Source organism: Dyadobacter sp. SRI_021 (assembly GCF_057586235.1).
In genome coordinates this window covers 124202-147601 of the sequence record NZ_JBYCZM010000010.1, presented here as the reverse complement: position 1 = coordinate 147601, position 23400 = coordinate 124202, and the positions used below count along the sequence as shown (strand labels likewise).

Below are 23400 nucleotides of genomic sequence, written 5' to 3'. Positions count from 1 at the left end.
TTCTGATGTTCGACAGCTGCGTACAGCTCTAATCGGAGCGGAACGTAGATGAGATAAACGAACAAAGCCCATCTTACCAGAACGTGTCCCGAGAAATTGCCCCAGGGATTAACTCCCGGCCCATAAAAACCGGTCACCATCCGCATAGGCCGTTACGAAAGCGACAAGCACCACGAATAATGGCGCGAACAGCGGAAGCCACATCACCAACGTATTCTTAATCTTGATTTTCTCCGGGTCCAGCACGTTGGTAGGCTCATCCAGGATCAACGAATCGGGGTCGCCCAGCAAAGCGAGTGCGCCCCCCAGCCGCTGGCGCGCGAGTCTGGCAATTTCCGGATTCTCCTCTCCTGTCAGATGCGGATAAAGTGTCGGCATTTCTACAAATGCTCCTACCCTCCGGAGCACCGAAGGCCGCTCACAGTTGATGTCCTGACCCGATAATGTAATGCGCCAGGTCTTCGACTATCAGTTTGCTCCGGCGCTCGATTCCGGGCTGGATCAGATGATAGCTCGTATCAAAAAACAAGGAATCCGGCAGCTCATAGCGCTCTGGAATTGCTATGATCGGTAGATTGTATTCTTTGATCGACCGATATATTCTGTCAATCATTGGTTTTTGGTTAACGAATGAGGTGGATTGATAAGCAGGCGGTAAAAGCAGTATTGTGGCATTCTTAGCTTCAACAAACTCTTGAAAATCAACCAAAAAACGCATAGATTCCGGATTCACACGATCCTCCTCCTTAGCTTTTTGCGCAGCTTTGAACTTTATACCGGGCCTGGTCCAGTGTACATACGCATCACCAAAGCCGTTAAATGCTTTTCGGTCATACACGCCAACTGGTTCTGTTGCGCCTGGCTCCTTCAAAATTTTCAGTTTTGACGCTGCATAAAACGGAATAAAGCGCATCAGATACCACCATTGTTTGGCATCGATTTGCTTCATGCCGTCGCGATACACATCGAAAAGTACCGAAACCAACTCCATACTCCCATAAAAGGAATCGGTGTAATATTGACTGTATTCAGGAATCACCAATACGATATCTCCTTCCCGGATATAGGGTTTGACGTCGGTGAGATAGAATTTCATTCCCAGCCCTGCGTGCAGGCCGGCGTTCACGACAGGAATATGCAAGGCCTGCTGCACACACTTGCTATCCAGTCCGTAGGCAACGTTAGACCCTCCAATAACGACGATTCTCGGCCCCGTTCTACCGGTTTTACGCAGCATTTCATGTTTGTCGAGCAACGCGCCGAGCATATTGTGCTTTACGGCGGGATTGGGAATAAAAAGTACTGCGGCCAGCAACAGAAAAGCCATGCCGGCAAAAATGGTGGAGTGTGCGACAAACCGCTTCATTGTCAAAACTGAAAATAAATGAATTCCTGGTCCTGTTTATAATTGGCCAGACAAAGCATCAACAGAAAAAGGTACGTGCCCCAGCGGATCGCCGGATATCGCGAATGCAATTTTTCGAACGGATGGTTGCTGCTACGTTCAACCCATTCAATACCGAACATCAAAGCGATGAGGATCATCAACGTGTGGTAGCCGCTATGAAGCGGTATCGAGAAAAGAGACGTGGTGGCAATACCTTTCAGGTACGCTCCGGCCTTGGCAATATTTTCGGCCCTGAAAAGTATCCAGCCAATGGTCACCAGCACAAAAGTAAATGCCATTTGAAATGCTTCTAGCAAGGAAGGCAAAAATCGCCCCGCCGCGACCGGTCCTATATTTTTACGATTCTGATCGAATATCAGAAGCGGCAGGAATAGTAAGCCATGGTATGCACCCCAGGCTATAAACGTCCAGTTTGCGCCATGCCAAAAGCCACTAACTGTAAAAATGATTATCGTGTTACGGATTGTTTTGAACTTTCCGAACCGGCTTCCACCAAGCGGGTAATAAAGATAGTCTTTGAACCACGACGATAACGATATGTGCCAGCGGCGCCAGAACTCGGCGATGTCTCTCGAAAAGTAGGGAAAATTGAAGTTTTTCAACAGCTCAAAACCAAACAGCCTGGCTGTTCCGAGGGCGATGTCGGAATAGCCGGAGAAATCCCCATAGATCTGGAGTGCAAAAAACACCGCTCCAAGTACCAGTGTGCTTCCGCTATAATTTCCCGGATCGCTGAAAATCGGAGTTGCGTAAGCGGCACAACCATCAGCGATCACGACTTTTTTGAAAAAACCCCATAGCATCTGCCGAAGTCCATCCACAGCGTTGGCGTATTCAAAAGTACGTGTTCGTTCTATTTGTGGTAGAAGGTGCGTCGCCCGCTCGATCGGCCCGGCCACCAGCAGCGGAAAAAAACTCACGAAAAGTGCATAATCGACGAAGTCGGTCGTAGGGGTTACTTTCCTGTTGTAAATATCAAACACATAAGACAGGCCATGGAATGTGTAGAACGAAATTCCGATGGGCAATACTATCCTAAGAGCACTTGAATAAGCTTGCAACCCATTGGAAGAAAGCAATTCGGCGAAGGATTCGACGAAGAAACCGAAGTATTTAAAATAGGCTAAAAAACCCAGGTTGATCGTTACACTGGCAACCAGCCAAAGCTTACGGGCTCCTGGCGATTGTGAATTATGAATGCGAAGTCCGCTGTAAAAATCGAGTAGCGTGGAAAAACCCAGCAACCCCAAAAAACGCCAGTCCCAGCAACCATAAAAAAAATAGCTGGCGATAAGCACCAGGATATTTTGATATTTCACCGTATTACTGGGCAAGAGCCAATACAGTGTGAAAACACCGGGAAGAAATACAGCAAATTCGATTGAATTGAATAACATATCGGTCAATCATTTCAACTGTTCCGTCGGAACAATAGCGTGGTATAAGATTGGAACAAAATAACAGTATTGCCGCCAATTAGCCTTTGGCACAGGCTAATTGACATTCACCGTTAAATCATTTGGCACACTATCACTAGTCCTATTTGCTGCTATGAGACAAATTTCTAAACTGGTTGGAGGTACCTTGCTTGTACTTCTAACGCTTCCACAGCCCGGATCCGGACAGGGTTCGAAACTCCGGATTACCACTACTTCTTCCGGGGAATACCAGACGAACCCCAGAACCTCGCTTTACCCGGCATTTGTCGATAACCTATCGTACCAATCGTGGACCGAAGATGGACCGTCCCCATTCTTCCAACTCTCCGCTGATGGCGGTGCGGTACCCTATACCTGGGATTTGGCTGGTGGAGCGTTACCCAACGGACTCGAACTGGACAAAAACGGAAGGATCCATGGCATGGCGATCAGAGAGGGCATTTATACCTTCACTGCCAGGGTCACAGATTCAAAGGGGGCAACTGCGAGCAAGATCCTCACGTTCGAAGCGGCCCCTTATCGTTCAAAATGGTTCTCGGATGCTAAATTTGGTATTTACATTACATGGGGGGCATATAGCGCTCCCAGCCTCAAGGGCAAGGATGGGATCGCTCAATTTGAAAAACGAATTACTAAATTCAACGCCGACCAGTGGGCACAGACCATCGTAGACCTGGGCGGCAAGGTATTGACAGCCAATGTAAAAGCGGGGGATGGTGTACGCCTCTGGCCTTCCACTTCTCCCAGCAAGCTCGAACTTAAAACGAAACGTAACATCGTAAAAGAATTGGTGGACGCCTGTCATAAAAAAGGCATTCGCTTCATCGCCTACATTGCGCCTGACAATGGCTGGAATAAAGATATTGTCGATACGGCGCCTGATGGTACATACGGAACCCTCAACCTCGGGCTGATCAGGGAACTGATAGCGCTGGGCGTTGACGGCTTTTGGGTAGATATGACTTCCGCCACCGAACTTTACCAGGGATTTGACTATAACTGGTTTCCATGGAATAAAATAATTCCCATCCTGCGAGCTAACAATCCGAAAGTGATATTTGCCAACAATACAGGGCTGGGAAACGGGGGCACGGTGTTGCAATATCCGAATACAGATGTCATTGTGTACGAGGGTGGCACGTCGTCCCAGGAAACGGCATTGGAGGTAGCAAAACCGGCCACTGTCAAAAAAAAACTTGCTATCGAGGTTGATAATCTCCTGGATAATACCTGGTCTTGGCGTGAAGATCCAAAACTTCGGTCGCCGAAGCCAGTCGACATGATGATCAGGAACATTCAAAAGAACTGGGAGGTTGGGGCCACCTACATGCTCAGCTACCCGATAACTGCAGATGGCAACATTCTTCCCGAACTCTATAAGGACAGGCTTACGCAAATCGCCAATTTTGTCAAGAAAAATCAAGGATGGAGTGTCATTCCAGAAGCTTCTTTGTCGGACACCATCGATTACTCCGGAAGCCAGAAACTCACACTCGCGGCTGCGCCCCGCTCAAAAATATACTATACTGTTAACGGAAGCCGTCCTACTACCGCTGGCAAGACATACAGAGGCGCCCTTACATTAACCCGGACGAGCCGGGTGCAAGCCATTGCGGTAGAACCTGGTAAACCTGCAAGTAAGCTACTTGACAAGACATTCACCATTCTCAACAAAACACCCAATGCACGTTCCGCGAAACGCGTCACAGCAACAGAACCTACACCAGCAGGCAGAACCGATCCGAGAGACTTCTACCGTGGTATGCGTATTACGGTAGGCAGCGTTCAAATCCGGCTGACTGAGGTAGGCCGGAAAAATCTGGCGGGAAACAGTAACCGACATTCGCTTATTGTTAAGCGGTATGTCGACGACTACCCCCTGCTGACAGCGTCCCTAAATACCGCAAGCTTGTCTATTGATCCAGATGGTTATCAATATGCCCAAATCCCGCCTCTTACACTTGAAGCGGGAAAATCCTACGTAATCGGATTCCGTGAGGACAGTAGCGACCTATTCGCAGCCAGCGACTTCAAAGTTATACCCGCTGCTGACGACTACCGCGTGATTAGTTATAGCATATTAAGCCCGCAAGGCGCCCAAAAACCCATTGTGGACGACAAAATCGGGCAACTCATTAACTTAAAATACGAAAAAGTAGGTCCCAAAAGCATGAAGACCAATCTCGCTATCGGGAAGCAGGCTTTTCTACGGGCCAACAACGAAGGCGCTCTTGGTCCGGCCAGCCAAATCTACTTTGCGGAAAACGGTATCGACGGCGACCCGACCACCATGGCACAAGCCGGTGGACAATATCCATGGACCCTGCTGGTAGATTTGATGAAGATTGAAACGGCCATTACAGAAGCAAAAATTACATTCGGCAAAACGGCGTTTTCAACTGACTTCCAGATAATGGCGTCGCCCGACAATAAAACCTGGACAACTTTGCTACATAAAACGGACAACTCAGATTTAAATATTAACATAAAATTCAGTCCTATCACTGCCCGTTATTTCAAAATTAGGTCGTTTAAACCTGAAAAAAGCGGGGATAGAGGGGGATCCATGGGAATACTCGAATTTGAAGTGTATCAATAAAATTAGTTTCTGAAACCAACAAAGCCCCAACAAACCTCACCCTTATTCCAGAATTTTGACAGGAATCAACATCGTTTTCGCCTGGAGGTCAATGCCGTATTTGGAAACCTGCATAATTTCAAACGGCAGCATATACTCCCCGGCGGGAACTTTGCCGGTTATCAGGTAGTAGGACATCGCCTGTTCATTGTTCTGGCCGGCGATGGTAAAACTGGCCTGATCAATTCGATAGGCCGCGGCAGGCAGTAATTGATGCGTTGTTCCCTGCTCCTTGTTGTAGGCCTCCAGGGCATGCTCGCTCACTTCTACTTTGTATTGCAGGTCCGACTGGTTGTGGTAATTGGTTTGCAGAAAAGCGTAATACCTGGTTTCGGGCGCCGAGTTGGCCAGGCTGACAGACGCCGTGGCCGGTGCGAGTCCCGGTGTTTTGAATTGGATATAAGGATTCAAAACCTTCGGAACGACCACGGAAAAGAGCTGCTGATCCGGAGCAAGTTTAAGGGTATTTGACGAAAGCCTGAAAGGAATCGCATATTGCAAATGGGTACTGGCTTCCAGACGCTCGATTGCAGCGGCGTCAAATTCTAGTTCGAAATGCGCCTTATACTCTGAACTTTTGAGTGGAACCTGCGAAGATTTCACTTGATAGAGTTCCGCTGGCAGCAAGGTATACTTGCCCTCATACCGGGCCAGAATGGACTCATCGACATTAATAGAAACCTCACCACCCTGCTGCCCCACACCGCTTTTGATGACTTGCAGCCGATAGGTAAAATGATCCCCCTTGAAAACAGGCTGCACGTTCTCACCGAATTCATTCAGATAAACCTGATCGCCTATCATATTATTCATGCGGCGGTCTTCGCACCCGTAGCCGAGCATGGCGAGGAGGCACACCCAAACCTGCGCCAGCCTGCATGGAACGATCATCGCAGTCCGGCATTTGTTATTTTCACCAGCCATAGTTCTGTGTAAAGTTTTTCATTTCGTTTAATTGTTCCTGATTGATCGGGAAGAAATAGTGCTTCTTTTCAAACACCCTGGTGCCGGGAAATAATGTCGACGATCGTTTCCAAGAATCATCGTAATTGGTCGCCTCCAGGTTTCGGGTATAATTAGGACCGACAAATTCCTTCTCGGCGATCATCCACGTGCGGGCATCATGATAGCGGTGTGATTCAAAAGCCATTTCAACCATCCGCTCTTTGCGAATCAGTTCCCTCAGCAGCGCCTGATTACCGATCACCTCCGGATAGGCGACTTCCAACTTGTTGAGCCCGCTGCGGTTCCGGACCTTGTTGACGTATGCCAATGCTTCTGCTTCGTTGCGCTGCGGTTTTTCGTTACATGCCTCGGCATAGCTCAGATAAATTTCCGCCAGCCGGAACATTGGCCAGCAAAATTGTCCCCATTGCCCATTCTCGGTATTATTGCTGGGATCGCTCATCCTCCTGAACAGGTAGCCCGCCTTCACGCAGTCGCCCGAAGCCTGGTAGCCCGAGGTCCCGCCGGTATGGAAGGTGATCACCTTGTCACCTGAGCCGCGGTTATACCAGTTGAAGCCATTGGCAAGAATGGAAGCGTAAAAACGCGCATCTCGCCCCACCGTACTGTTGTGCGCGCGGATAGGCGCCCAGTTGTCCATCGGGTGAATGTAGGCGGGTGTGAAACCCTCCTCGCGGTAACCCGACTTCGGGTCTACGATGGGGTATCCGGTACCATCGTACCCGGTTACCGGATAACGTCCGCTTGCGGCCATTGGGTAGGTGTCCACCAGTTTGAGGGAAGGCGAATAGCCTCCGTACCCTTCCTTTACCGCCCTCGGCGGGTTAGCCCTTACAACCCAGCCATTGGCCGCCCCCAGCCAGCGTCCCCAGATTACTTCCGAATTCCAGAACTTGAAAAATATCCCCTGATACGACTTGATCGCTTTCCGCATGGGGTCCGTTTCCGTGTTGTCGACATAGAGCGCATATTGGTTCATATCGATCAGCTGCTTAGCCGTTTGCGCGGCGATTTCCCATTTGGCAGGATCGGTACTTTGCGGAAAGAGGTTTTTACCTTCCTTGTTCACCATGCCTTTCAAATAATCGGCGCCGTTAAAAAGCGGCCTGGCCGCGTAGAGCGTGGCGCGGGTCTTTGCCGCCAGGACGGCCCCTTTGGTAGCCCTGCCCGCCCAAGCCTCCTCCGCGATGGTGGCTGGCAGTACAGCAATGCATTTATCAAATTCTGATAACACAAAGTCGAAGTTCTCGGCTACGGTATGCCGGTCTATTGTTTCGGGCCGGATGGAAATATCCGGATCCTTGTCCCCCCAGATGTAAACCGGACCGTACTTGCGCAAGAGGTTGAAGTATAGAAATGCGCGTATGAACCGTGCTTCCGCTTTCATTACTTCCTTTTCCGCCGGACCGATCTCCACATTCCGGTCCACATTGTTCATGAAAATGGTAGCCTGGTTAATGCCGGTATAACTGCTTTTCCAGGTCGCGTAGGAATTGGTCGTCGGGCCCCACGAGCCATTATTCATATTCAACCACGATACGCCCGACAACCAGGAAAACATCGCCTCGTCGGACCTGGGAACGACAGAACCCTCGCCGCCGACCATGTCGGAGTCGTCGGGCAGAAACCCATAAATCTGCGCGAGATACGCTTCGGTGGTCGCTCTTTTATTGAAGGTTTCTTCCAGCGTTAGTGCATTCTGCAATTCCACAGAGAGGTAGTCACTGCAAGAGGTAGCTACAAACATGCAAAGCAAAATGCCTGAAATAATAGAAAATTTTCTCATGTTAATTGCTGTTAAAAATTGAGACTTGCTCCTAAACTGACCGTCTTCATTTGCGGGTAAATATTTCCGAAACTGGCATTGAGCTCCGGGTCCCATAACTTGAACTTACTGAACGTAACCAGGTTAACCGCCTGTGCGTAAAAACGCAAACTGGAAACCCGCGCTTTACTTACAATGCTTTTTGGAACGGTATAGCCTATTTCCGCATTTTTCAGCCGGATAAAACTCATGTCCCTCTGGTAAAAAGTGGACGCCTGCCGGTTGTTTTCATTATAGGCCAGCGACATACGGGCGTACTCGGCATTCGGGTCCTGGTTACGTAAGCTCCATCTCTTCTCGGCCGCGTCGGCCAGAATTTGCCCATTTACCAGAATACTTCCCTGCGGCCCTTGCAGCGGGTCCCCGCCGATAATCCTGGTCACATGGCCGACGCCCTGAAAAAAAGCCGATAAATCGAAATGCTTGTATTTCGCACTCACCCCGAATCCGTAGGATAGTTCAGGGACTGTGCTTCGTCCGATCGCAATCCGATCGTAGCTGTCCACTACCCCATCCCCGTTGATATCCTTGAACTTGATATCACCCGGCACAACCGAACCGAATTTTTGAACCGGGCTTTGTTCAATATCCTCCACGGATTTAAAAAGACCCATCGACACCAATCCGAACTGCTGATCGTAAGCCTGTCCCGCGATTTCCTGGTAACCATAAATCGGCGTTGGGGAATCGTTGTAAATGACCTTATTGCGGTTGTAGGAGAAATTCCCCCGGGCAGAGAGCAGCCAGTCTCCTTTCACATAGCTGTATTCGACAGACCCATCAACACCCCTGTTGGCCATTTTCCCCAGGTTCACATATTGGGCCACGTTAATCCCGACGACCGATGGGACGCTCTGCTGCAAAATATAGATCCCGTCGCGGCGCTCGTTGAAATAGTCGATTTGCAATTTCAACTTATCCCATATCCCGAGCTCCAATCCGATGTTCGTTTTGATGGCCTCTTCCCAGGCGACATTGGGGTTCCCTGGATTCCCCGTGGCAATACCCGAAATATATTTCTGGCCCGTGGTACCGAAGGTATATGAACCCGAATACTGCATCTCGGAATTGTAGGCAAACCTGCGATCGCCCCCGATCTGGTCGTTACCGATGTACCCGTGCGAACCCCGGAATTTCATCAGATTGACTACCGGAAACAGATCCTGAAAAAACCGCTCCTTGCTCAGGTTATATCCCAGGCCGATCGAAGGAAAGAACCCGAAGCGATGGGATGGCGCAAAGTTTTCGGAGCCGTTGTAACCAAAGTTCCCGTCAAAAAACAGCTTGTTTTTAAAGGCATATGTCAAACGGCCCGCAATACCGATATTGCGGTAAGGAAATGCCATGATGTAATTCGTCGGAAAATTGTTGGTAAACTCCCTCCGCGTGAACAGAAACAGGCCTCCGACCCGGTGATCACCAAATGCATTGTCGTAGTTGAGCGACGATTCAAGATTGGTCGTCTTCGTGCCACGGTTGGATCGTGCCAAAGACAAATAATCACTGCCGTCCGCGTTTTTATGAAGTATCAGCTTGCCCGCTTCGTCGCGCCCGGTGGCATAGTAGGTCGCCGGGTTTTTCCGCTTATCCAATGTCGACTCATTGGTAGCATCCCACGAAAATTTCACGTTGAATTTGAGGCCGGGGAGCATATATTCACTCAAATCCTGTGTGAGGCTCATCAACGACTGCGAGGTGTTCCAAAAGTCCTGGGAAAACCCGGTCGAGTTCAGCGAGTAATATGGATTGCTTCCCACCAGCGGCTGTGCGTGGCTTCCGTCTGAATAATACGGCGCAATGGCGATCGGCGGGGTGGTCATCACAATGTTGTACATCGTGGCCATATCCACGCCCAGGCGGCTCTTGTTCTCGTAAGTATTGGAAAGGCTAAGGCTTAACTCCGTGGATTTGGTTATATCTACATCCAGATTGGACCGGAAAGTAAACTTGTTGTACTTCACGGATGGATTGTAGGATTCGGTGACAACGGGGTTAAACAAGCCGTTCTCATTGTAGTACGAGCCTGACACGTAGTACCGCGCAATTCTGCCGCCCCCGGTCACATTCAGGTTCAGGCGGTTACTGGTTGTAACGTCTTTGTACGTGGTTTTCATCCAATCCACATTGGGATACAGGTCGGGGTCCTCCCCGGACAGGTATTTTTGCTTGATATGGTCCGGGAAGGGGGTAGACCCGTTGGCATCATAGCTGATATCATTGTAATAGTCCATCCATTGTTCCGCGTTGGCCAGCTTCGGCAGCCTTATCGGCGCTAAAAAGCCGCGTTCGTACCGGGCATTGATGGTCGGTTTATCGGAATACTTGCCTTTTTTGGTGGTGATCAGCACGATCCCGTTTGCTCCTCTCACCCCATAAACGGCGGTTGCACTGGCATCTTTCAGGATCGAGAAGGATTCAATATCCTCCGGGTCCACCAGATCCATGGAGCGCTGGATCCCGTCCACCAGGATAAGCGGCGTATTATTAGCCCCGAAACTACTGATCCCGCGGATCCAGAAACTTGATCCCGAGCCCGGTTCACCGCTTCCCTGTACGGATACAATGCCCGCAATCTGGCCGGCCAGGGCGTTACTCAACTTGCTTACCGGCATTTTCAAATCGCTGGGGGACACGGATGAAATAGCCCCTACTATGCTTTCTTTCCGCTGCGTCCCGAAAGCAACGACCACTACTTCTTCCAGGTTCTTGTTATCCGACCGCAAAATGACATCCAGGGTCTTTTTCCCGCCAAGCTGTACTTCCTGTGTGACATACCCCACAAAAGAAAACACCAGGGTTACCTGCCCCGACGGCACCGACAGGCTGTAATTTCCGGAAGCGTCCGCCGATACACCCCTTAATGTACCTTTCACCGTCACATTCACGCCCGGGAGGACCTCCCCTTTTTCGTCCGTTACCCGCCCGGTAACCGTTACATCTGCCACTTTGGCCGGTACCTGCAGCATTTTTCTTTCCAGCATTTCTACTGCTTTTAACCTGTTATCAGCCGGAAATGCAGGCACGTGTTCAAGCGGCTTTTGCGCGATACTGATTTTCTCAGTCCTCAACACGTAAGTATTCTTCTTAACCTTCATATAATGGATGCCCGTCGACCGCAGAAGGGTTTCCAGGTTATCTTCAAATGAGGCCGAGGGCCGGATACTGTTGGACGAAACCCGGATGTTCTCCACGATTTTCTCTTCGAACAGCAAATCGACCTGAAACTTGTCCTTCAATTTCAGAAGTATATCTGCAAGGCCCACCAGCTGAGGTCGCGTGTCCGATTGGCGAACGATGGTCTTGGAGTCGGCCAGCAGCTGTCCAAGCGAACGTGTAGGAAGTGCCCCCACAGCCAGACAGAGCAACAGCAACCTCATAAATTGTAATCGTAGCTTCATAAACAACAGGTTAAGGGATAGAAAACAATTAACGGTTAGGAGTTAAAATGACCTTATTCTCAGCTTTTTTGATCTCGAAATCGTACATGTAAGAGAGGATTGCGAGCAGTTCCTCGGCATTTTTAGCCGGGAATGACCCCGTTGCGGTGCGCGCGGCCAGCTCTTTGCCGTTTATTTTCACTTCCACCCCAAAGAGTTCGTGGATCTTCCGGGCAACTTCATACAATGGCGTATCGTCGAATACCAGCCGGTGTTCCTTCCACGCCGAATGTTCGGCAAGCTTTTCATGGGATAGCTTTTCGATGGTAATCTGACCGCTCCTTCCGACCGTCGCGTGGTCTCCCGGCAACATGGTCAAAGGCTTTTCCCCGGCCGACGAAGAGATTTCCACCTTTCCTTTGTTAAGCACCACGCTGGTCTCCCTCGCCCTGGTATAGACCACAAATTCAGTCCCGAGCACAGTAATCAAACTTTTATCAGCATTATGGACCTTGAAATACTGATGATCGTCCGTATGCCGCACCGAAAACTCGGCCTCCCCATCCAGGTATACATGCCGGGTCGATTTCCCAAATCCCCACCGCGGAACCTTTAATGTTGAGTTTGCATTCAAAAGTACCGTACTTCCATCGGCGAGCAGGAACCTGGTTTGCTCGCCAAATGCTGTATGATAGGTACGGTAAATCAAAAATTCCTTCCCCAAAAAAGCCGCGAAACTCATCAGAAACAGACAGGCTGCTGCCCATAGCAATACCCTCGTTTTTGAAATTTTCCCGGTTGGGAGCGGCTCTGGCGGTAAAGCTTGCGGTTCTTCGTCGCGGAGCTTGGCCTTTACTTTCGTGAGTGCTTCCGCGGGATCGGGCTGAAACTGGATGTGCATTTTCTCCCATTCCTCCAACCACGTAAAATACAACTCAACATTCCGCCCGTCTGCCAGCCATTCGAGCACCATTTCTTTTTGAAGAGGTGTCGCATCGCCCGAGAAATAGGAAAAAACAATATACTTCGTCAATTCTGGCTTCATTTGTTGTTTTAATAAAATTTGTTTCGGGCCACTAAGGCCCTTCCATAGACGCATGTTTGGGTCCAACAACTTTGAAAAAGCATTAGCCGCTTTCCTCAAAGGCTGCTGCCAAGTGCTCTTCTCAGTTCTCCAAGAGCCTTGCTGATATGAGCTTCGACCGCCTTCCTTGAAATTTGCAGCTTGTCCGCGATCTGCTGATAAGACATTCCATTGAAACGGCTCATCAAGAAAACTTTCTGATTCTGAGGAGGCAATCCGTCGACTATTTTCACGATTCGCTGATAGAGCTCGTCAAACTCGACAAGTTTGTCTGGCTCCATATGCATTGACACGAGCGTGCTATCCGATAACTCCTCTGCGATTTCATTCTTGAATTCCCACCTCAGATAGGTAAGGCATTTATTCCTTACCGACATAAAAAGGTATGCGCGGAAGGAGGTGGTAATATGGACATGTGCCGCCTTTTTCCAGAAAGCCATAAAGACCTCCGAGACGATATCCTCGGCTACCTCTCTTGAATATACGTACCTGACCGCATGGCTGCACAGCGAGGTGTAATAATGACAAAACAAAAGGTCGTAGCCTTTTTCTACGTCGGTTTGAAATACACTTCTGATAAAAAATTCCTTATCTATCGTCGTATCCGAAGCTTCTTCCCGTTCCAGGTTGGATTCTGCCTGAATCAAGCTTTTGTTCGAATAACCCTGATCCAAAGTTTTATTCTGCATCTTTTTCAGTTCGACGAATTTAGTGTACACCATTTATCACAATGACAAAATCTTAAAACAACACCCTACCCTGCCCGACTAAATAATTTAAATTAGAAACTATCCGGCGACAAAAAACCATACGTAATGCCCCCCCGACGAGCAGGGAGGCAGCCACCTTCCGAGAGTCACACCCTATTTCATCATGCTTTTCCGGCGTCCGTGTTTTTTCTCAATAAAACCACCACCGCCAGCGAACAGCTCGTCGCTCCGAACAAGTATACCGAGGGATATCCCGCCCAACCCGCGATCAAGCCCGCGACCGGCCCGGCCAAGCCGAGCGAAAGGTCAAAAAACGCGGCATAGGCGCCCAGCGCGGTACCGCGCATTTGCGAAGCGACTTTCTGAATGGCCAGTACTCCCAGTGAAGGAAAGACCAACGAGAAGCCTGCGCCCGTGAGGCCGCATCCTGCAATGGCGAGCTCGGACGAGGGAGCAAAACTGATCACCAACTGGCCGCACAGCTCGATCAGGAGCGATACCAAAGCCACACGGTAACCGCCGAAACGGTCGGGGAATGAGGAAAAGAAAACCCTTGTGAGCACATAGCATGCGCCAAATGTGACAAATGCGGGCGACGGGCTCCCCCAGCTCCGGGAATTGAAAAACAGGGAGATAAAGGAAGAAATGCAGGCAAAACCAATGGACGCGAACGCCAGCCCCAGCCCTTGCCTTGAAATAAGGCCTATGATTTTGTAAAAAGGGGTCCGGATGTGCGTTCCGTCCACCTTCAATGCCGGCAACCGGACAGTGGCCACCCAGCTTATTCCGGACAGCATGATCGTGGAAGCGAACACGTACTGAACGCCGTAAGCCTGTCTCATCCAGATAGCTAACGGCGCACCGAGTGCGATACCGGCGTACATGGCAATGCCATTCCAGGTCATTACTTTGCCCGATCTGGGCGCTCCCACCAGGCCGATGCCCCACGTAAGCGATCCGGTCACCGAAAGGCTTTCGGACACGCCATGCACGATGCGCGCGAACATCAGGAGAACGAGCGCTGTGTTAGGGTCAAATCCGAAAGTCACGGCGCAAGTGTAAACCGCGCCTGCAGTGCCTACGAGTGCAATGCCGAAATAATTACTGGTTTTAGCCCCGCTGGTGTCGGTGAGCCTGCCCGAATAGGCCCGGGTGAGCAAGGTTGCCAGTGACTGCAGGCCAATGACTATACCTACGACGAGATTTCCGAAATGCAGGTCGTTTTTGACAAAACCGGGAAGTACCCCGAGCGTCATACCCATTGTAAGGTATATTGCAAAGACCGAGATGATAATGGGTGTGATGAATTTCGCGAAGGTCTTGTCTTCGCTTGTTGCAACAATGGTGTTCATTTTTGTGCCGTATGATGATTTTACGGCAGCAAAATTAACGGGTGTGACTGTCGCCCGGGGAGAGGCATTGCATGGCTATGATTAGACAAATAATGGTTTTGAGTTCCGGAATGCAACCGCAGTCATGCCTGTATGCTTTTTGAAAAACCTCGAAAAGTAGGCATGATCTTCGTAACCCAGCTCATAGGCAATCTGCTTTACATCCAGCCGGGTATAAGCAAGCATTCTTTTCGCTTCCAGCAGAATTTCATGATTGATGCGCTGGCTGGCTGAAAAGCCGGTGACCTCCTTTACGATTTCATTCAGGTACAATGGCGTAATATTCAGCAATGCAGCATATTCTTTCACTTGTTTCAATTCCTTGCGATGCTCGGCGACAAGTTGTTTAAAGCGCGCAGCGGTGCGATACTTCCGGCCCTCGATCAGCCCTGCCGGATACTCTGATTGCAGGATATGCGACGCCAGCAGCGTCGTAACCGAAGCGGTTAACGAACTCATCACCCCTTCTTTGAGTGCCAGCGTGGCTTGTTCAAGCGTCGTTTTGAGAATGGGTACCAGCTGGAATAGCAGATTATCGGGCGTAATAGCTGCTACTTGCCGCACATGACTGAAATTGTCGAAAATCTCGCGGTTTTCCGGTGATACCAGCCCCGGTTCAACGAACATCAGCCACCCGCTGGCCTCATTGAAGTCGAGATTATGGTGCACCTGTCCTGGTGCAATGAAGCCGATCATAGGACCTGTGAGCGCTACCTGGCTGAAATCCAGTTCCCAAAGGCAGTAGCCCTCTTGCTGCACGATAAAGATGTAGTGGTCGTCGCGATGCGCCGGCTACGTTTCGCATTGCAGCGACTTCACGGGCACAATCTCCACCCCGACGCCGTCCAGTTCGTCACGATGTATGTCAATAGCAGTTTTTTTCATTCCATATGATTTCGCGGAGGCTATCATTCCTCATTTCTTCACACGAGGCGCATTTAAATCAGCCGACAAAAGTACCCAAATAATAGGTTGTATTGAAAAATAGTGATCGATCAGCACATACCCGGGGCGGCATAAGGTAAAAAGCACCCGTAAATTGTCGCGCCCGCACCCCTCCCAGGTATCCGGCCTTGCTTAATTTTGTCCATCATCAAACCAACAAAACAAAATGAGAAAGATCAGAATCTTCGAACACATCTCGCTTGACGGCGTCATCGAACATGATGGCGACTACACCTATGGCGCGTGGACAACCCCCTATCGAAGCCCGGCCGGCGCTGCCATGCTGTTTGAAGCCTACGGACCGAATTTCGACCTGCTGCTGGGCCGCCACACCTACGATATTTTTAGTGGGTTTTGGCCCAACGCCGGAGATTTCCCGATGGCAAACGCCATCAATGCGGCCACGAAATACATTGCAACCCATAGACCCGCCAGCCTGGAATGGGGACCGGTACAACATGTAGGCGAGAATGTTGCGGAACAGATTCGTGCACTTAAATCGACGAACGGCCCCGACTTGATTGTTGTAGGGAGTTCGACGCTGACCTCTTTGTTGCTCGACCAAAACCTCGCCGACGAAGTGGTGCTGATCACCTATCCGGTCCTGCTTGGCAAGGGCAAACGCCTGTTGTCCGACACTGTTGATGCCAGGGAACTTGCTTTTGTTGACTCCAAAGCCACACCAACAGGCTTATTGATCAACACCTACAAACATTTGGGATCTTTGAAAAAGTAATTCCTTCAAAAATCATTACCAGGAAATATTTATCGCCCTGCCCGGCGATTCACTCGTGGAGGTCAGCAGTTGAAAATTCAAATTCCATCCTTAATCCCAAAATTATGACCATAGAACAAGTAGCAACCCGTCTGGCAGACTATTGCCGCAAAGAACAATTCACCCAAGCCCTTCAAGAGCTGTATGCCGATGATGCGGTGAGCATAGAACAATTCGAATTTCCAGGCTTTGAAAAGGAAACCAGAGGCCTGAAAGCCATGCTGGCGAAGGACAAGAAGTTTAGCGCCCTGGTAGAGTCACGCCATGGGACAACGGTATCGGAACCCTTGATTGCCGGGAGCTCGTTTTGCTTTGTCCTGACAATGGACATCAAAATGAAGGGCAGGGATCGTGACAAGCTAGTTGAACTGTGCGTGTACACAGTAGCCGATGGAAAAATTATTTCCGAACAATTTTTCATGTAACGGCCCAGGCTGCTGGAATCCTAAAAGCGCCAAAAAATGACTTTTTTCGTCTCTTTCAATCCGATAACCTTAGCTTTGCGGATTCAAACAATGAGAAGATGATTACAGTTGAAAATTTGGCCGTTGAGTTTAGCGGTTCTACCCTGTTTAGTGAAGTTTCCTTCGTTATCAATCCTACGGATAAAATTGCTCTGATGGGCAAAAACGGCGCTGGGAAGTCCACCATGATGAAAATTATTGCTGGTGAACAAAAAGCCACGCGCGGCTATGTACGTGCCCCTAAAGACGCTGTTATTGCTTACTTGCCGCAACATTTATTGACTGAAGATAACTGTACCGTTTTCGAAGAAGCAGCCAAAGCATTCAAGCAGGTTTTTGAAATGCGTGCCGAAATGGACAGGCTGAACCTTGCGCTGGAAACCCGTACCGATTACGACAGCGAGGAATACATGGCGATCATCGAGCAGGTGACCGAACTCGGTGAAAAGTATTATCAGCTGGAAGAAGTCAATTATGACGCGGAGGTTGAAAAAGCGTTGAAAGGACTGGGATTCAGGCCGGAAGATTTCCAGCGACAAACCAAGGAATTCAGCGGCGGGTGGCGTATGCGCATTGAGCTCGCCAAAATATTGTTGCGAAAGCCAGACCTTATTTTGCTGGATGAGCCTACAAACCACATTGACATTGAGTCGGTGATCTGGCTGGAAGACTTTTTGGTGAACAAGGCCAATGCGGTCATGGTGATTTCCCACGACCGTGCCTTCATCGACAATATCACCAACCGTACGATTGAAGTGACGATGGGCCGGATTTATGACTACAAGGCCAACTACTCGCATTATCTGGTATTGCGGGAAGAGCGCAGGGCACATCAGATGAAGGCGTATCAGGAACAGCAGAAGATGATTGCCGATAATTTGCAGTTTATCGAGCGCTTCCGCGGGACATATTCCAAAACCAATCAGGTATCCTCCCGCGAACGCATGTTGGAAAAACTGGAAATCATTGAAATCGACGAAGTGGACAATTCAGCCCTGAAACTTCGCTTTCCGCCTTCGCCACGGTCGGGGGACTATCCGGTTACCGTGAAAGATGTATCTAAATCCTATGGCGACCATGTCGTGTTCAAAAATGCCAGTATGTCCATTTCAAGAGGCGAAAAAGTGTCTTTTGTAGGCCGGAATGGTGAAGGGAAATCCACGATGATCAAAGCTATTATGGGCGAGCTGGATGTGGATGGAACCTGCCAGTTGGGGCATAATGTCAAGGTCGGCTATTTTGCACAAAACCAGGCAGCATTATTAGATCCGAATCTGACGATTTTCCAAACGGTAGACGAAGTTGCGGAAGGAGATGTGCGCACCCAGATCAAGAATATTCTGGGCGCATTTATGTTTCAGGGCGACGATATCGATAAAAAAGTAAGCGTACTATCCGGTGGAGAAAGAACGCGGCTTGCCATGGTGAAGCTGCTCCTTGAACCTGTCAACCTGTTAATTCTCGATGAGCCCACCAACCACCTGGATTTGAAGTCGAAAGATGTTTTGAAAGAAGCACTCAGGAACTTCGACGGAACGCTGGTGCTGGTTTCGCACGACCGTGATTTTTTACGGGGCTTATCCGAAAAAGTCTTTGAGTTCAAAGACAAACGTGTGATCGAGCATTTTGAAACGATTGACGCTTTCCTGGAACGCAACCGGATAAAAAGCATAGCAGATCTGCAACTTGCCAGGTAACCGAAGGTAGCTGATCATTCACAGCAGCAAACGGGATCGCTAAAAACCGGAAAGATGTAAGCTGTTGAAATCCGATTTTCAGCACATTGGTTTTCAATAGCTTACAATAAACATAACGTATCGAACGGCACCCGACGACACCAATTCTTGGACTTCTTCCAATAAAATCATAGTTTTCAGCTCCAAATTGAAACTTTTAGATATTAATCACTGAACACATGCTGATTTCTGGACAGAACAACCTGATCTTTCGTCCACTAGAAAAAGAAGATACCTATTCCGTTTGTTTGCTACTCGAACAATTGTCTGAATTCCCTGGCGGCGTGGATGCCATCGATATAGAAGAAAGCTGGAATAAACTTGCGGCCTGTTCCAATGCTTACGCAGTTGTAGGAATTTCCGATGACAAGATCGTCTGCTACGGCAGCGTGATTATTGAATATAAAATCCGGGGCGGAAGGTCGGGCCATATTGAAGATATTGTTGTGGATCAACAATACAGGCGAAAAGGATATGGAGATCTGTTGATAACGCATCTCACCGATTATTGCAAAGCTGCCGGCTGCTACAAAGTGATTCTCGATTGCTATCAGGAGACAGTCCCGTTTTATAACAAACTTCATTTCAATGCCACTCATTTTGGAATGTCGAGATATTTATGAGCATTGAGTACGGCTTGTGTTGATAACCAGAGTAATCTTGAAATTCCGCTTTACTTCCGATAAATCTCCGCGCCATATTGGCAATATTCGCCGATCTGAGCAGGAGCATAGTTTCCCTCTTCTTCACCGTCGTCACTGCATTTGCAAGTGATTTCAAAAAACTCAAACTGAAAAACAATCGCCTCTCGGGGCTTAGTCCACATTATGATTCCATTTAATAAGCCATATCTGACTGGAAAAGAGGCCCATTACCTCTATCAGGCAGTTTTGTCCGGCAAGATTTCCGGAGACGGGATTTTCACAAAGAAATGCCACTCTCTTTTTGAAGAGCGTTACGGCTTTCAGAAATCGCTCCTGACAACTTCCTGTACCGACGCCCTGGAAATGGCTGCTATCCTGGTGAATATCGAACCAGGCGATGAGGTGATCGCACCTTCGTACACATTCGTATCTACGGTCAATGCTTTCGTGCTAAGAGGTGCCAAAATTGTTTTTGTAGACTGCCTGCCCGATCATCCCAACATGGATGTGTCGCAAATTGAAGCGCTGATTACCCCTAAAACAAAGGTGATCCTTCCGGTTCACTATGCGGGAGTTGCCTGCGATATGGCACCTATTATGGAATTGGCCGCAAAATACGGCCTGTTTGTGATTGAAGACGCGGCTCAGGCCATCGATTCTTTCTTCGATTCCAGGCCGCTTGGCGGCATTGGCCACATGGGAGCGTTTTCGTTTCACGAAACCAAGAATATCATATCCGGCGAGGGCGGAATGCTCGCGATCAACGAACCCGGCCTGACAGAACGCGCAGAGATCATCAGGGAAAAGGGGACAAACCGGTCGCAATTTTTCAGGGGACAAGTGGATAAGTATTCCTGGGTAGACATCGGGTCGTCATTTTTGCCGTCGGATATCATCGCAGCATTTCTTTTTGCGCAACTCGAACATCTGGACGACATCCAGGCCAAACGAAAGGCCATTTGGAATCTTTACAATGAAAAGCTTGCGCCACTCTCCGGTTACGGTGTGCAGCTTCCCTATATCCCCGGGTTCGCAACCAATAACGCGCATATGTTTTATCTGGTGTGCAACTCACTCGATGAACGGACCGCGTTGATACAGTTGCTGAAAGACAATGGAATTCTGTCTGTTTTCCATTATTTATCGTTGCATAAATCCCAATTCTATGCACAAAAACATGACGGACGGGCGCTGCCGGAAACCGACCGTTATGCCGATTGCCTCGTCCGCTTGCCGCTGTTCTACGAACTGGAAACAGAAGATGTTCTCAAAATTACTGACTTGATACTCGGCTTCTACCATAATCGTTTTTCTGCATGATACTGCACCTGATGCACGACGAAAAGTTTTGTGACAATACGATCAAGAATTTCGAAAAAGTAAATCCAGGCAATAATAAATATCTTGTATTCAAAGCAGATAAAGACAAGGGGATATATCGGTTTATCAGTCATCCCGAGCTTACCTGCGAATTCTTTTATGAACACGAGAATTTAGACGATCACGTAACCGCTACACCGGCGGTCAGTGGTATCGTAGCGCATTCCATAAGTGCCGCTTTCGCGTCCGCTATTTCAAAACTGAGCAGAAAACCCAAGTTATATTGGGTCGTATGGGGTTACGACATGTATACGCTGCCGAAAATCCAGCCCGGATTGTACGCGCCGGAAACCCTGTCGTATCTGACGCGCGAAAAGCGATGGTTAAGCCTTTCCTGGACTTTAAACAAATACAAACCGCTCCGATGGCTTTTCTACACGGCCTGGGGAAAAGAGAATTTCTGGGATGTGCTCGAATCGGCGCAGCGCGAGGTGGACTACTTCGTAACTTATATCCGGGAAGATTACGAGTTATATAAAGAAAAATATCCTGAAACGAAATGTGAATTCTTCGATGCGGCTTTCTTCAATCTGAATCAGTATGTTGGGGAAGCCTTTATGGATAAAAAGATTGCCGGTAAAAATATACTGATAGGCAATTCCAACACCCCGGAATCAAATCACCTGGACGTCATTCACCTGCTCAAAAATGTACCGCTGGATAACGAGACAAAGGTATTTATTCCGCTTTCTTATGGAGAGAACAACAATTACAAAAAGGCGGTGATCCAAAGTGCTAAAAAACTGTGGGGTTCAGGCTCATCTCCATTGCTGGGTTTCATGCCCCAGCAAGCCTATATCGAGATATTACTGACTTGCGGTGTAGGCATCTTTTACCACCACCGACAGCAGGCAATGGGTAATATTATCGCTATGCTTTGGCTCGGAGCGCGTGTTTACATGGCCGGAATCAATCCAGCTTTCCGGTTTTTCAAAAGACTGGGCATCCATGTGTTTGATTTGCAGCGTGATTTCGAGATTCATGGATTGAACGCATTGACGGAAGACCAGGTTAAAACCAATCGGGCGATTCTGGCAGAAGCATTCTCTGCCGGGAAAGTGGAGCAAGACTACGAAAATCTGGTCAGGAATATTTATGAAATTAACACTCTTACATGTCACTGAAACAAAAAGCATTTGGAGCGGCAAAATGGACGTCTTTTTCAGCCGTGGCTACTTCTCTGATGCAGCTGTTACAAATCGTTATCCTATCGAGGTTTATTGACAAAGCCGATTTTGGTTTAATGGCAGTGGCTCTTTTTGTGATCGGACTTTCCCAGATATTTATGGATATGGGAATTTCCAATGCGATCATTCATAACCAAAAGGTCACTAGCAGGCAGATAAATACGCTGTTCTGGCTGAATATCTTTGCAGGTACATCCATCTACATTATACTATACATCGCCACCCCTTTCATTGCCGATTTTTACCAAAGCCCTGAGTTAGTCGGCATTATCCGGTGGACATCCGCTACCTATTTGATTGTCCCATTTGGCCAGCAATTTGAAACGCTGCTGGTTAAAGAACTAAATTTCAAATCGTTATCCATCCGGGACGTAATCGGGAAGACAAGCGGCCTTTTGATATCTATTCTCCTGGCATTCTGGCATTTCGGCATTTATGCGCTGGTTTACGCCAATTTGGCCCAGGCCATTGTTTCCACCTTGCTACTGGTCGTTTACGGCCTGAAAATCTTCAGGCCTAGGTTCGAATTTGACTGGCACAGCCTGAAAAGCGAAGGCTTTTTTTCGTTCGGACTTTTCCAGATGGGTGAGAAAACGGTTAATTATTTTAACTCCCAGTTCGATACACTCCTGATCGGAAAATTGCTCGGCATGGAGGCGCTTGGTGTCTACAATATTGCCAAGACCCTCGCTTTCAAACCATATCAAATCATCAATCCGATTGTAACCAAAGTCGCATTTCCCGTGCTGGCAAAAATGCAGGACGATATTGGAAAACTAAGGCGGGCCTATGTTCAGATTTTGCGCATGCTCACCTATGCCAATGCACCAATTTACGCAGCCATGATCTTGCTGGCCAAACCTTTGATCATTCTCTTTTTTGGAGAAGCCTGGGTTGAATCGATACCCTTTTTAAAAATCCTTGCGGTAACCGCGCTTTGCAACAGCATTGGTAATCCGGTTGGGGCACTATTGTTAGCGAGGGGCCGTGCAGACTGGGGCTTTTACTGGAATTTGGGTATGCTGCTGTTTATGCCGCTTTGTATTTGGATAGGCAGCTCCTGGGGGCTAATAGGCGTTGCCTGGGGACTAACGCTATTCAAGATTGCTGTGATGCTTCCCGCATGGGGTTTATTTGTATACCCACTCTGCAAAGCCGGGTTTCTGGAATATTTTGGCAGCGTTGGCAAACCTATTCTGCTTGCAGCAGTCAGTTTCGCTGCCGCCTATTTCCTTTCCCCGACCGTAAGCAATAATTATCTCGCATTAGGGATAGGGCTGTTGATACTCGGTACCGTGTATGCTATCATTGGAATGCTGGCTACAAATACCCAGGAAAGGGCTTCGCTGATGCACTTCTTTGTCAACAAAGGACAAGCTGGCCCGCAAAGTTGAAACGAAAGCCAGCCGAGCTCAAACAAGGGGTTATGCC

General features: G+C 48.7%; 18 protein-coding genes. 8 read left to right on the top strand and 10 right to left on the bottom strand.

The window, feature by feature from the left end; translation table 11 throughout:
* Nucleotides 1-108 precede the first annotated feature (108 nt).
* From AC2YIT_RS25895 to AC2YIT_RS25885, 3 genes are read right to left on the bottom strand one after another with little or no spacing between them, the layout of a single operon-like run.
* On the bottom strand, nt 109-408 hold the full coding sequence (locus AC2YIT_RS25895; protein WP_430846636.1) for a P-loop NTPase family protein: 300 nt from the start codon (nt 406-408) through the stop codon (nt 109-111).
* A gap of 10 nt (nt 409-418) precedes the next feature.
* Entirely contained in the window at nt 419-1366 is a 948-nt protein-coding gene (locus tag AC2YIT_RS25890; RefSeq protein ID WP_487281129.1) for a hypothetical protein, read from the bottom strand.
* Nucleotides 1367-1368: 2 nt separating this feature from the next.
* Entirely contained in the window at nt 1369-2805 is a 1437-nt protein-coding gene (locus AC2YIT_RS25885; RefSeq protein WP_487281128.1) for an MBOAT family O-acyltransferase, read from the bottom strand.
* Between the two features lie 154 nt (nt 2806-2959).
* Between AC2YIT_RS25885 and AC2YIT_RS25880 the strand changes: the two genes are divergently transcribed.
* Nucleotides 2960-5446 (top strand): alpha-L-fucosidase, encoded by a 2487-nt coding sequence (locus AC2YIT_RS25880; RefSeq protein ID WP_487281127.1) that lies wholly within the window; start codon nt 2960-2962, stop codon nt 5444-5446.
* A gap of 42 nt (nt 5447-5488) precedes the next feature.
* Here AC2YIT_RS25880 and AC2YIT_RS25875 read toward each other — a convergent pair whose 3' ends face one another.
* The 7 genes from AC2YIT_RS25875 to AC2YIT_RS25845 form a co-directional block, all read right to left on the bottom strand.
* The gene (locus tag AC2YIT_RS25875; RefSeq protein ID WP_487281126.1) at nt 5489-6409 is read right to left on the bottom strand and encodes a DUF1735 domain-containing protein; all 921 of its coding nucleotides are present in this window, start codon (nt 6407-6409) and stop codon (nt 5489-5491) included.
* Complete coding sequence (locus AC2YIT_RS25870; RefSeq protein WP_487281125.1) at nt 6399-8237, bottom strand: RagB/SusD family nutrient uptake outer membrane protein; 1839 nt, start codon at nt 8235-8237, stop codon at nt 6399-6401. Before AC2YIT_RS25870 ends, AC2YIT_RS25875 begins: the two co-directional genes overlap by 11 nt.
* A gap of 11 nt (nt 8238-8248) precedes the next feature.
* Nucleotides 8249-11674, bottom strand: a complete 3426-nt coding sequence (locus AC2YIT_RS25865) for a SusC/RagA family TonB-linked outer membrane protein (protein WP_487281124.1) — start codon at nt 11672-11674, stop codon at nt 8249-8251.
* 28 nt (nt 11675-11702) lie between these two features.
* A complete protein-coding gene (locus tag AC2YIT_RS25860; protein WP_487281123.1) occupies nt 11703-12698 on the bottom strand; it encodes a FecR family protein in 996 nt (331 codons plus the stop codon).
* Between the two features lie 95 nt (nt 12699-12793).
* Entirely contained in the window at nt 12794-13426 is a 633-nt protein-coding gene (locus AC2YIT_RS25855) for an RNA polymerase sigma-70 factor (protein WP_487281122.1), read from the bottom strand.
* Nucleotides 13427-13608: 182 nt separating this feature from the next.
* Nucleotides 13609-14799, bottom strand: a complete 1191-nt coding sequence (locus tag AC2YIT_RS25850) for an MFS transporter (protein ID WP_487281121.1) — start codon at nt 14797-14799, stop codon at nt 13609-13611.
* A gap of 81 nt (nt 14800-14880) precedes the next feature.
* Nucleotides 14881-15597, bottom strand: coding sequence for a helix-turn-helix domain-containing protein (locus AC2YIT_RS25845; protein ID WP_487281120.1), 717 nt, complete (start codon nt 15595-15597; stop codon nt 14881-14883).
* A 352-nt stretch (nt 15598-15949) separates the two neighbouring features.
* Here AC2YIT_RS25845 and AC2YIT_RS25840 point away from each other — a divergent pair, with 352 nt between their 5' ends.
* From AC2YIT_RS25840 to AC2YIT_RS25810, 7 genes are all read left to right on the top strand, one after another.
* Nucleotides 15950-16519 (top strand): dihydrofolate reductase family protein, encoded by a 570-nt coding sequence (locus AC2YIT_RS25840; RefSeq protein ID WP_430846615.1) that lies wholly within the window; start codon nt 15950-15952, stop codon nt 16517-16519.
* Nucleotides 16520-16623: 104 nt separating this feature from the next.
* Nucleotides 16624-16983: a SnoaL-like domain-containing protein gene (locus tag AC2YIT_RS25835; protein ID WP_487281119.1), complete on the top strand. Its 360-nt coding sequence runs from the start codon at nt 16624-16626 to the stop codon at nt 16981-16983.
* Between the two features lie 98 nt (nt 16984-17081).
* Nucleotides 17082-18719: an ABC-F family ATP-binding cassette domain-containing protein gene (locus AC2YIT_RS25830; protein WP_487281118.1), complete on the top strand. Its 1638-nt coding sequence runs from the start codon at nt 17082-17084 to the stop codon at nt 18717-18719.
* A gap of 218 nt (nt 18720-18937) precedes the next feature.
* Complete coding sequence (locus tag AC2YIT_RS25825) at nt 18938-19381, top strand: GNAT family N-acetyltransferase (RefSeq protein WP_430846609.1); 444 nt, start codon at nt 18938-18940, stop codon at nt 19379-19381.
* A gap of 204 nt (nt 19382-19585) precedes the next feature.
* Complete coding sequence (rffA, locus tag AC2YIT_RS25820; protein WP_430846607.1) at nt 19586-20722, top strand: dTDP-4-amino-4,6-dideoxygalactose transaminase; 1137 nt, start codon at nt 19586-19588, stop codon at nt 20720-20722.
* Entirely contained in the window at nt 20719-21906 is a 1188-nt protein-coding gene (locus tag AC2YIT_RS25815; protein ID WP_430846605.1) for a TDP-N-acetylfucosamine:lipid II N-acetylfucosaminyltransferase family protein, read from the top strand. Before rffA ends, AC2YIT_RS25815 begins: the two co-directional genes overlap by 4 nt.
* Nucleotides 21897-23363, top strand: coding sequence for an MOP flippase family protein (locus AC2YIT_RS25810; RefSeq protein WP_487281117.1), 1467 nt, complete (start codon nt 21897-21899; stop codon nt 23361-23363). The genes AC2YIT_RS25815 and AC2YIT_RS25810 overlap by 10 nt, the downstream gene beginning before the upstream one ends.
* Nucleotides 23364-23400: the final 37 nt, after the last annotated feature.